This window comes from Rhodococcus phenolicus, from assembly GCF_001646785.1.
GTDB lineage: Bacteria > Actinomycetota > Actinomycetes > Mycobacteriales > Mycobacteriaceae > Rhodococcus > Rhodococcus phenolicus.
Genome location: NZ_LRRH01000154.1, coordinates 1 through 11,886 on the forward strand (window position 1 = coordinate 1; position 11,886 = coordinate 11,886).

General features: G+C 62.2%; 4 protein-coding genes. 3 read left to right on the top strand and 1 reads right to left on the bottom strand.

Annotated elements, in window-relative coordinates; genetic code table 11:
- Positions 1-4,424: 4,424 nt before the first annotated feature.
- The 3 genes from A8G15_RS28095 (at position 4,425) to A8G15_RS28105 (ending at position 9,754) form a co-directional block, all read left to right on the top strand.
- Positions 4,425-4,763: a histone-like nucleoid-structuring protein Lsr2 gene (locus A8G15_RS28095; RefSeq protein WP_068166454.1), complete on the top strand. Its 339-nt coding sequence runs from the start codon at positions 4,425-4,427 to the stop codon at positions 4,761-4,763.
- 986 nt (positions 4,764-5,749) lie between these two features.
- Complete coding sequence (locus tag A8G15_RS30255) at positions 5,750-6,394, top strand: RES family NAD+ phosphorylase (protein WP_082900222.1); 645 nt, start codon at positions 5,750-5,752, stop codon at positions 6,392-6,394.
- 1,374 nt (positions 6,395-7,768) lie between these two features.
- Positions 7,769-9,754, top strand: coding sequence for a cutinase family protein (locus tag A8G15_RS28105; RefSeq protein ID WP_068166458.1), 1,986 nt, complete (start codon positions 7,769-7,771; stop codon positions 9,752-9,754).
- 849 nt (positions 9,755-10,603) lie between these two features.
- On the opposite strand, the gene A8G15_RS28115 is transcribed toward A8G15_RS28105, so the two are convergent.
- On the bottom strand, positions 10,604-11,539 hold the full coding sequence (locus tag A8G15_RS28115) for an MHYT domain-containing protein (RefSeq protein ID WP_082900223.1): 936 nt from the start codon (positions 11,537-11,539) through the stop codon (positions 10,604-10,606).
- Positions 11,540-11,886 lie beyond the last annotated feature (347 nt).

Below are 11,886 nucleotides of genomic sequence, written 5' to 3' on the forward strand. Positions count from 1 at the left end.
GTTTACCGCGGTAAACCACGTCGCATCATCGCTAACAAACATTGCCCGTCGGCTACGAGATCAACCAGTATCTGCCTCCTTGTTTACCGCGGTAAACCGCCCCTGCCTCATGGCAAATGTCAGGTAGGCACGGTTTCCTTGTTTACCGCGGTAAACAAGGAACCACGCCGCGAGGGAAGCTCGGGTATGAAGCGCGGTCGCTGAGGGCAGGAAGATTGTGTGGTTGTCGCGGGATGGCAACGATCTGCATGGCGTCCGTTCGCGATCTGCGTTTACCGCGGTAAACCGACACATGGGGTCGCGAAGGCGTCTCCCGAGGAATAGCGCCAGCGGCACAAGTAGTGTCCTTGGGGTAGGTGTTTACCGCGGTAAACCACAGCCACGCCACAACCGTCGTTCCTCGTCGAACGCGCGCTCGGACTGGTTTGTCACTCTACGGCTCACGACAATCCACGACACCAAGCTGGGCGCGAATGCGATCGTGATTCCCTGGGGCCTGGCGATGGTGATAGCGAATCAACTGAGATCGAGAGGTAGGAACCAGAGGTGGTTTACCGCGGTAAACCGCAGGCCAGGTTCCGACGGGGGACACTATTGGGAACTGACCCACTCCGCAGCACACGCAGACCCTGCTGGTTTACCGCGGTAAACCAAGGGGCAGGGACCAACCGCTGCACCGACACACGTCCGAAGCGCGCATCCTGGTCGCGTCGACGAATCTGTCGATGACAATTCTCGTGCTCGTCGTCAGCTTGTACGTTCCCGGATCGCCTACTTGGAGCGTTTGTCCTGCAGCAGGCTGCGGATCCGTGCCATGGCAGTCACCCGGACTCGTTCCGAGGCAGCCTTCTCGGCTCGTTCCACCATAGCGACTGCAGCTGCGTGACGTTCGGCGTCCCGGAGTCGTTTCGCGGCCTCGGCACGCTCGGTAGGGGAGGGGAGCGACCAGTCGATGCCGGCGAGCCTCCAACGAAGGTACCGGATGGGATGCTTCAGCGAGTCCCGTGTAGGCCAGATCCATCCACGTCGGCGGGTGTCTTCGGTCAGCGCAGCTGCGATATCGCGGCCAGACCACCGCTCAGGATCGACGCAATGGTCCCTGAGAGCCTCGCAGACGGCTCCAATATGTTCGCTGGTGTCCAGACATGGAGCGTGTGCAATTAGGCCCGCAGCAGCCTTCTGGAGGCTGATTGAACGTGGCTCTCGGGGTTGTTTGTGCGAGTTATCGAGGCGGCGCGCGCTCGCGCGCGTTGTCTTGTACTTCTTAACAGAAGTACAAGTACCAAAAGATAGAGCAACAGATTGGGGGCCACGGCTGGCGTCCTGTGGATAAGGAGACCGATGAGGTTCTCCGGCCGTCGGGGCTGCCTTGGTGTAACGCCGAGCGGGGGACGGGGCCGGCGCCGTGTGATCGTGGGTGCTCCGAAGGACGACAACCTTGGGGGAGACGAGCGCCCAGACACTGGTGGCCTTGACCTGTTTACGTCCGTGATGCGCTTCAGCTGCCCACTGTTCGAGTGTGCGTAAGAAACGTCCTCTGACCATCTCGCGGGCCAGTCCGAGTTCAGCCAGGATTCGCCGAGCGCGCTTGAGGACAGTGAGGGAAACTCCTGCCCGTTCTGCGAGTACCTCTCGGGAGGCTGTAACGCGCCGGCCTGTCCTCAGGTCCGCAAATGATGCCATGCTCACCGCGACCGCGAAGACCCGTTCGGGGTCTGTGTGATGGTTCCGGCACAGGTTTTTGCCCTCTTCTCGGTTGATAATTTCTCGGACCTGTCGTTGCCATTGTGCGCGTCCTGACCAAATGGGGGTTTTGGACTGCATTTGGGGCGAGACGGGAATTGACCACGTGCGGCCGCGCTGGCCGCTTTCCTCATTGATTTTCTCGACGCGTTCGATATTTTCTTTCGCTCGGGATACGGCGTCGGAATATTGGATATCGCCGAAATTGGAGAGGGAAGAAGTACCTTCTTCTGCCTCTTGGCGAGGGATCTGCTCATCGGAGGTCGGCGAAAAGCTTGTTTGCTGTTCAGGGCATGGGGTACCCTGAGACGTACCAGGCACGGTAAGTCCCTTCGGGGAGTCGGGGATTTCGGCAACGAAATCCCTGGTGAAAGCACAAAATGGAGTCGAAGCGGCAACTTCGGCCCCAAAAGGACACCTGACGGTGAAGGTGAAAACTAACGCCGTTAGGTGTTCGGAGTTCCGGTCGATCTCGGCAAAGTTCGACCGAATGACGAGCCCCCGCAAGGGGGCTTTGTCATGTGCTGTCCAAGCGTCATGTAGTTGTGTGGGATGGGTACGGTTCGATCTCCTCCGGTCGGTTTATATTCCTGGCAGTAATTTCATCACATGATCCTCCTCATGTCGCGTACCGGCTCGAATTTATTTTCTCGGGTCGATGGTGTGGGGGAGTCGGACAGAAAACGTCGACAGACCGAAATTGCGAATCGTGCCTCCAGGTCCCTGATTTCACGTAGTCAGGTGAAATCAGGAGAGATGGGTGGAAGGTCGGTGTCTGCTGCCCCCGCGTGCCCTGAGGCTTCTCTGCAGCGACATCCGGCACGTTGTGCAGTCGAGAGTGCCGCCGCGCAGGCCGCAGGAGCCGCCGCGGGCCCCATGTACTGGCCGGCAGTGAAAACGTTTCGAATCCGCGACCGGACCGCTCGTGACGTCCTCGACCGCAGAGGGGGCGCGGCGAGTGGATGAACCAGGGCGGAGCGTGCATAGGTGTAGGACGTAGACGAAGTCACTGGCGAGCGCGCAGCGAAGGAGTGCACGTTACCCGTGCGGCGGATGCCGGCAGAGAACGGCTTCCTGAACTCTCCGCGGTGGCCCGCGTGCTCTGCACGCCGTGCTCGGGTGGAACTGCGTTGAGGAGTCCGGGGTAGCGCGTCGGCTTCGATGAGGCGCTCTGCGGTGACCGATGGAGAGTGAGTCAGTCACACGGACAGGGAGTGTCCGGGGTGAGGTCTGGGTCGCGCACAAGCCCATGGCGCTCTCGAGTCGTTCGTGACTTGCGGGTGAGCTGACCCAGACCTCGAGGCGCTTCAGGGTGTTTGCGAGCAGGGTGTGGTCGTAGATCGCGTGTTGCCCACGCTCACCCGTAGGTGCGTCACGCTGAGAAAACTCGAGGTTCGTCGCGCGGCATCCTGGGCCTACAGGGACCGGGACGGGGTGAGCACGTGATTGGGACGTAGGGCAGCTTCGAGTGGGTCGGTGTCGACCTGAGTGGGGGAGGGGTCCGGTACACGCAGCTGCGCACGGATGCTGCCCGCCTCCGCGAAGGAGTCTTCACCGCGCTGGATCTGTCACCGGGTCGGCTTCGTGAGCATCTCGAGTCGTAGAGAGTGCTCTTCTGGTGGTTCGTGAGATGGTTCTTGATCAACCCTTCGCTACCGTCGGGTGAGGTTTCGCAAGGTAGAGCTTATGCCACCGCTGCGTTGTCTGTAGTCCTTGGAGGAGTATCGCCGCAGCCGCAATGCGCGATCTCGACGCAATATCGCTGGCATTCATAGGACGCGCACGTAGTGACGCCTTGATGACTGCGACGGTTTCTCCACTGTGTTGTTTGTTCCAGGTATCCGGAGCAGTCGGCGCTGAGCCGACTGGCGGGGAGGGCGGACTCGAGCGAGGACCGATTCACGGGGTCCGATTCCCCGTGGCCCGGGGAGGTGAGAGGTGTGGTTCAGAGCCGCTACTTCTCGGTCGTCGAAATGCGATCATGGGCATGCGAAACGAAGCGAAAGCTGGCTGGTCGCTTCGAACGGCATTGTTATTCGGTGGTACGAACGACCCCGATGAACAGCTGTGCGAACCGAATTGCGGGTTCGCCCCTCCTGTGAGGAGGGGGTTACCGCGGTGGTGTTGCACCGAACGCTTTCGTGGCCGATGCGATTCCGGAGGGTTCACGCGTCGCCTCTTTGGGTTCGAAGTACGGTGTCGTGCTTGCTGACTCGTGGTGCATCATGAGGGGACGAGAGGGGTCCGTAGGGACCCGAGGGACGAGGCATCGGTCGCATGGTCACTCAGGTGCTGGGTGTCGTACCCGATGGGGAGTGCGGAGTGTGCGATCGATGCGATCCGGGCCGCGATCCCTGTCTTGTGTGGTCACGGGTCTGTTCGATGGTATGTCGGACCACGGTGCTGTAATGGCCCGAGGTGGAGCGTGACGGCCGCACGAAGAGGATGTGTACTGATTCATCTGGTGTCGCATTCGGGTGACGAACCGTGACGGGTAAGGGATTGCGGAACGCTCGGTTGCTCGCCCTGATGAGTTTCAGGGCGCCGGATCGTCGCAGGCGTGCGATAATTTCCGAGTAGACTTGATCATGTCGGTGATGTTGGCTTCGGAGTTGGTTTGCCTTTGATCACAAGAGGCTACTTAGAGTCCGATCGGATGCATTCGAAGAGGAGATCAACCTGTGGCGCGTAGAACAATCGTTGAGACTTTCGACGACATCGATGGAACTGCGTTGGAGGATGGCGGAGAAACCATCAGCTTCGCTGTCGATGGGGTCGAGTACACCATCGACCTGAACAAGAAGAACGCTCGCGACTTCCGGAAGAAGATCGACTACTACGTCGAGCATGCAACCCGTGTCGGAGGACGTAAGAGGAGAGCCGGATCGGCTCGGCCGTCCGATCCGAATGCTCCAAGCTCCAAGGAAATTCGAGAGTGGGCAGTTGAAGAGGGCTTCGAGGTTCCCGCTCGAGGACGTCTGCCTCAGTCCCTCGTCGACGAGTACGTCGCTGCTCACTGACAACTGGCTCACTGCAGAGGCAGCAGATTATCGATTCGAACCGGCCTCGCCCACAGTAAGTTGGGGCAATTGTGGTGGGCTGAAATCCGGGCGGTCGAGTCAATGCGCGCCGGTTGAGCGCCGGTGGTACTTCTGGAGCGCGCCGACAATGAGAAAGTAAGGCGGAATGCGTGGCCGTCTTCGGATGGCGAGAACCGGACGACGACGCTCGAGTGCCCTGCCGAACCCGATCGATCGGCAGGGCACTTCCGTATCTCCTGTCGCGGACAGAATGTCAGGGGAATGAAAAGGGCGCGGTGAGGTGCTCTCGTCGAGAGTAACGATGTCCGTCGATGCCACTCGATGTCATTGCTATCCAGTCAGCTAATTCGGCGGCTGCTGCCCCGACCTGTTGGGGGGTACGGCAGAACGTAGGCTCTCTGGTGACTCGCGAGTACGCAACCGCCCGCGCAGTCTCACCGAGTGTGTTCTCTCCGGCATATCGCTCTGACACAGGTGGTACAGCGCTATATCGAGTACAACCGCTGTGCCGTCGTCGAACAGGATTTCTTTACGGACAACGTCTTCCATCGCTGTCGATAGGCTGACCGGTAGTGGACCGCTCACCTTATCCAGACCGTGCCGAAGGGACACGAAGCCGAATTGGACGCAATCGGTTTCGACGGACCAGCGCAGCCTCCTGCGTGCATCGACAGTAGGTACCGCACGATGGTGCTCGAAAGCGTCGGCGACCGTGAAAAGTGCGTCAGCGGACAAGTTTTCAGTACATACGTTATTGGAGATGATGAGTAGGCGGGGGAGCGGCTGTACCGTAGGGTTCGTCTATCACGCGATGGTGGACTACCTGACGATGAGCGCTCCGTCCTGTTGCTTCTTGTAGCGGGTCCCTGGGCGCCGTGTGTGAGGACCACGAACAGCGGAACGATGGTTTGTCAGCGCTCCGCGCTGACGACGTATCGAGTGGGAATCGGCGTAGATGGGGGTAGATGGGGCCAGTGCTTCCGCCGCCGCCCTCCATCGCGCAGCTTCGTGCGGCAGGTCTGCTGCCGAAGGAAGTACTCGAGTGGCAGTCGAGCGAGATCGTGTGGCGCATACACCGTACGACCGGCTCGTATGTCCTCCCGTGGAATGCGTTGCGTGAGTTCGGGCCGATTCTGCGGTTCGATCAGTATCCGCTCCCGCGTGGGGACCATCCCGGCTACGGCGTTCGGTACGGCGCTTCGAGCCCCCGAGGTGCATTGGCGGAAGCGTTTCAATCGGCGCGGGTGATCGATCGCCATCGTGGTGACCCTTATCTGACCGGTGTGCGCTTCACCCGCGTTCTGCGGTTGCTCGACGTGTCCGGTATCGGTGGAGGGGCATGGGCCACTCGGGTGGGAGGCAACCATGCTCTTGATTCCGCGCCGCACCGTCTCTCGCAGCACCGGGCTCGCACTATCCATCGCGCGCACACCGATCTCGGCGGGATCATTTATCGCGGCCGGTTTGCTGGCAGCACGTCCGTTGCGGTTGTCGAACGTGCTTCTGATGCGTTTCCGCAGTGTCCTGTGCTGTCGCTTCCCTTGTCTCATCCTGGTCTGGCTGATGCCGTTGATGCTGCGGCGTACGAACTCGGCTATGTCGTTGTGTGATCCGGTTGTGGGGCATTGCCATCGCGTACACCCATGTTGATCGTGGGAGGCTACCGATGTCGGGGAGGCGTGGGCGGGGTGGCGGACAGTGAGGAGCAGAGCCATTGGTCGTTTCGCGCAGGACGGTCTGCTCGGCAGTGCTGTGCCGGCAGGCTGAGTCGATCCGGAGTGCCTGTGGGCTCAGCGGTGTCGGGGCATTCGAAAGGGTGGAACGCGGGCAAGGGCAATGCGTCGCCCGTGTGCCGGGCGACGTCGGCAGATCTGATGTCGAGTTGCGTGCCGGCTGGAGAGGGGAGGTGGGCTGGACTCGGCGTCCGAAGTCAAGCGGTACGTCGCCGTCCTCCGACTTCGTGGGAGCCGATGGGGCGGGTCCTCGGGCGTCTTTGTAGAGCTCGAGACACAATGCTTTCGAACGCGCGATTTCTGCACGAGGTCGGTGGTGACGGGCCGTCGACGGTTGGGGGCCTTCATTGCGAGGCCCTATGGTCTGTCTGCTGGTAACGGGAGGGGTCTAGGTTGCGACCTACGGTTTGTGAACCTTCACCAGGTACCGGCCGCCGTTGCTTCTTCAGCCCTTGCGTGTGCAGTGGTTGCCGTTCTGTTCCGGGAGTCCAGCGTTGCCGCCGTGTTCGTGTGTGCGGCAACCGTCCTGATCGTTGTCAGCGCGATACTCGGGATTACCCGGTTTCCTGCTGACGACCGTGTGCTTCGGTGCGAGGTGTGTCGGCAACCTCTGGCCGGTGACGAGCATGGCGGGTTGTGCTCGGCCGCCTGTGCGGCGGAATATCGCGACGTGCTGGACAGACAAGAGGAGGAAGACCACTGGTGGCGCGCCATCGCATAGCTGGTTGGTTGTCGCCGGTGCGGGTGTGCGTCTCGTGCGCTCGCTGGACGGGTTCTTCGGACCGACGTTGTCAGGGCACCTGATTAGAGAGTTCGCAAGGTCCGGCGCAGTCATCGGGATGAGAAGTGGTGGTTCGAGTGGTGGTTCCGCCGCTTGACGGTCGGTTCGATGCTCGCTCACATCAGGTCGCTGCGGAGCGTGATGATCGGTTCGTCGCCCGATCCATGAGGCAGCTCCTTGCCCGCTCGAACGTGATCGCGCCTTCGGACATGGCAACCTGGGGTAAGACGATCGAGGCACCGATGCCGCTTTTCGGGTTCGAGAGAGCAACTGTCTGCGTTGTCGACTGATGACGGTCTCTGCAGTTCGTGCGCGCCGCGCTCGGGCGTCGTGCACGTACCTGAAGGTCGGCCGATGGTGCCGCTCACGGGGCGACTCTGGGCTTCGGGACACGGTTCACCGTGTTGGGGAAATCAGGCGTGTGGGTGAACGTAGGCGCACACATGTCCTTTCGGCCATCAGAGGTATCCATGCCTGTCCGACATTCGAGGTCCCGCCGCACCGCTGCGTTGATCGTTACCACGATCGTCGGCGGAGGCTGCACGCTGTTGACCGTCCCCGCGGTCGCCCAGGCAGGGACGACTGATTGCGCGTCGACGTTCAACCTGCTCATCCCCGGGACGTGGGAGACCGACGAGCATGCGGACCCTGCTGTGCCGGTGGGCATGCTCGCTCCTGTTGCGCACGCGCTGAACGACGCCCACGGTGACGCGGTCGAGGTATACACGCTGCCCTACATGGCGCGTGCCTTCGACAACGGCCACACCTACGCGGACAGTAAGGCGGACGCGGTGTCGCGGGCCACGCGGGTGCTCGAGGATGTTGCACAGGCTTGTCCGGGTGCGAAGTTCACGCTGACGGGTTACTCGCAGGGCGCCGATGCGGCGGGTGATCTCGCCTCGGATATCGGCAACGGTAGGGGACCGATCGATGCGAATCGTGTGCTTGCTGTCGGCCTGCTGGCCGATCCGGGAGCCGGAACACCAGGGACCGCGACAGTGGGACCGCGGACGTCCGGACATGGCATCGCTGATCCACGGCCTCGAGGAATGGGGGCTCTGTCAGGTCGGGTGGCATCGATCTGTGACCCCGGCGATCTGTACTGCTCGATCGACAAAGGGACGAACCCGCTGATCGGTTCGCTCGGCTCGATCCTGAGCAAGACCCCCAGCGCCGGTGACTTCACCGCGCCCGGCGGCAGCGCCCACCTTGCCGGCGCACTGACCGCGGACTTCTCCGAGGCGGATCTGCCGACATTAGGCACCGACGTCACGAGCCTCGGCCACCAGCTCACCACACCAAGCGTCGATCTTGCGCAGGTCGCCGCGACTGCGCAGTCGATCGCATCGACTCTTGCTCCACTGGCCGACCTTCTTACCTCCGGGGCGACGAACTCGGCAGCGATCGGTCAACTCGGTGCTGCACCGGTCGGCACCGCCGAACATCATGCCTACGACGTGCTCACCCGGGCTGGTGAATCGGACCTTGCAGGTGCCGTCAACGCTGCGGTCGAGATCGCCGACACGGCACGCATTCTCGCCAGGAACGAGTCACCATCCCTGCCGATGTCAGATCCCGAGATGCGTACTCTCACGGAGAATGCCGACGCGCTGACCGGGCAGATCGGCCCGTTGGCATCCGCCCCTGCTGATGTGCTTGCGTCGGCGAGCAGCGTGTTCTCGGTGCTCAAACCGACGGTGGTGATCGATCAGGTTCTGAACGTCGTGACCGGCGTGAGCGCGCTCGATATGCCCGGCATCTTGCACAACTTGACCGTGCTGCCGCAGAAGGTTGCCGCGCTCGACGCTCACGGGGCTCACCAGGTGGCCGGGGAGTTGAACAATCAGTTCTCGCCCCTGGTCGACATGGCTGCGGCGGTGGACTTGCGGTGGGTGGCGCAGGTGCTGGCCGTGATCCCGGATCCGTCCGGCGCGACGCAGATCGCGGCGTTGGTTGCGTCGATCCTGTCGAATGTCGACGTCATCAGGCTGGCCACGATCGTCGGTCAGATCCAGGAGATCGCATGGACGGCAGTGGAAAAGGTGCTTCCTCCTCCCGGTGTCGCACCGGATCCGGTCGGGGCCGCTGCGGCGATGACCGGTTTGCTGCCCGTCGGCTTGGACCTGGCATCGGTAGCGGCCGACATGCTCTCCAGCAGGTCGACCAAGACGGCTCCCGACCTGCTGGGCAGGACCACTCACGCTGCGTCGACGACTATCTCGAACCTGGATGCGAATGTGGACTTGCGGCAGCTGTCGGATTCACTTGTTGAGCTCTCGCAGTCCCGAGGTGCCGATGATCTGGCTTTGCTGGTCAGCGAAGGGCTCAGTGCGGCAAGCTTCTTCACCTCCAAAGCCCATACCGACTACAACACTCTCGTGGTCGACAATGCGGGCCGCAGTGCCATCCGATGGCTGTCGGATTGGCTCAATCTCCAGATCGGACGTGCGGTATGAATCCCCGTGCCCATAATCCATCCACCCGTTGGATCTGGTGCGGCCGTTGTCGGCACCGGGGATATCTGACCCGCGGAGACGCGAAGACGGTCCGCAAACGTCACCGAGGAGAAAAGGGCATGGCGGTGTTCGCCTGCCCCCATATCGACGGGTTGTTCCACCTCGGGTACCGCCCGGATGCCCTGAGCACCGGGGAGATCGACCGGGATCGCCTTCGCTCACAAGCTGTGCGAGCAATGGGGAGCTGACGGCGGGAGCGCATGCATGTCCGTTGCGTGCAGGGGATGGCAGGTCACCGTCACTACGCCGAGATGAGGAATGGTGCCGGGTGCTGTGCGTCGATCAGTTGGCGGAGACGACTCGCCCACGAGCCATGGTCGACAACCCCGGAGACGATCCGCTTGCCGCTCGTTTCTGTCCTCGCCTACTGGGGCGGTACGGTCTCTGGATAGCTGAGGTGTGGGCATCGCCATATCGGTCGACAGTCCTGCCGGGGGGCGGGGGCGCCGGGAATGCGGCGGCATCTCTGTAGGCCCCCGCTCCGGGAGGCCGGAGGATCGGCTCGGTCCGTTCGCGTCGAGGAATGTCGTCTCCCGTCCCGTCCGAGTACGCCGACACGCTGGAGAGCATCAAACGCTCGAATTCCTCGCCATCGACGGGGACGCCGCCGAGCGCCAGCTCGAGCTGTGCTTGCAGCGACACCGGACACCATTCCTCCCGCCGAGCAACCGCATTCGGCACCACTACAATCGATCTCGAACCTCTGGACCCCCACGCATCCGGGTGGGCGGCCCTCAGATCCGTCTTCGGGCTCGGATCGGCTCGGCGGCTCTGCACGCAGGATCGGCGTCAGGACTGTGGCGGTGTTCTGGTAGGTCGTGTCCGAGGCACATATGTGGTGGCGTCGAGATACCGGCCGGGTCCACGCGTCGGCGACGCCGCCAGCCGGCCGGAGTCGGGAGCGGCTGCAGCACTTCTCTCCAGCGGAGCCCTCGGCGTCGCGGCTTGCAGATGGTGACCGGTGTCTGCGTCGGGGTCGGCATGTGTGGGTTGCGTACCGAGCATCAATGCTACGAGGGGCACGGCCAGCACGAGTGTGCCGAGGACGAATGTGGGTAGCAGCAGCGACATGACCGTCCATCCTTGCGGTGCCGGGGCGTATGTGCTGATGGTCGCGGCTGTACCGGCCATGCCGATGTAGTGCACTGCGGCTACCGCACCGCCCATGACTACTGCTGCCGATGCACGCGCGAAGACGCTGGTGGGGTGGGAGGTCAACCACAATGCGATGGTGGCCGCGACGATGCCGATGATGATCGAGACCGCTACGAAGCTGGATGCGTGGTCCACTTTGCCTTGGATGCGGATCGCGGCCATTCCGCTGTAGTGCATCACGCTTACGGCCGCACCGATCACCATTCCACCAATCATCGATCGGAAGACGCGCAAATGCCGCTTCGGGACGACGGGTGAGTTCATCAGCCAGAGGCCGAGTCCCGTTGCGGCCATGGCAACCACTGCGGAGAACACCGTCAATGGGGGGTTGTAGCGGATCAGTGTGCCCGGCACTGCAAAACCCATCATGGCGATGAAATGGGTGAGCCAGACGCCCACACCGCCGAGCGCCGCAGCCGCCATGACCAACCAAGCCCTGCCGAGGGATCCACGAGAGCGGGTTGTCTGACGGGCGCACAGCAGACCGACATAAGACCCGGTGATCGAAGTGAGATAGGCGAGTCCGAGAACCCACTTTCCCAGAGCGAAGTGATGCAGCTCGTGTGACATGTTTTCCTACTCGTTGGCACAATCGTCGACCGCGGCCTGGATGGAATGCCGAACCGGGCCGAAGCGGGCTGCATCCTCAGCCCCCGAGCAGCGCAGAGAACATTATCGAGTCCCGTGATCGCACGGTCCACAGGGGCGTGAGCGATTCCCTCCCAACCAGCATTATTACTTGAATAAAGTAAAGATAGTAACCAACGGCGTGAGATGAGAGTTGGTCTCGCACTTTGCGGTGACGTGAGAACGCTCGGCGACGCGCGGTTTACCGCGGTAAACCGCATCCGGAAGGAGTGGGGGGCCTGCCACCCGGCGTCTGGCGGGGTCGAAGACCCCGGATGCCCTGCCGGCAG

Coding starts and splice junctions, on each gene's coding strand:
- A8G15_RS30255 (WP_082900222.1), top strand. CDS start 5,750: ATGGGGCCAGTGCTTCCGCCGCCGCCCTCCATCGCGCAGCTTCGTGCG.
- A8G15_RS28105 (WP_068166458.1), top strand. CDS start 7,769: ATGCCTGTCCGACATTCGAGGTCCCGCCGCACCGCTGCGTTGATCGTT.
- A8G15_RS28115 (WP_082900223.1), bottom strand. CDS start 11,539: ATGTCACACGAGCTGCATCACTTCGCTCTGGGAAAGTGGGTTCTCGGA.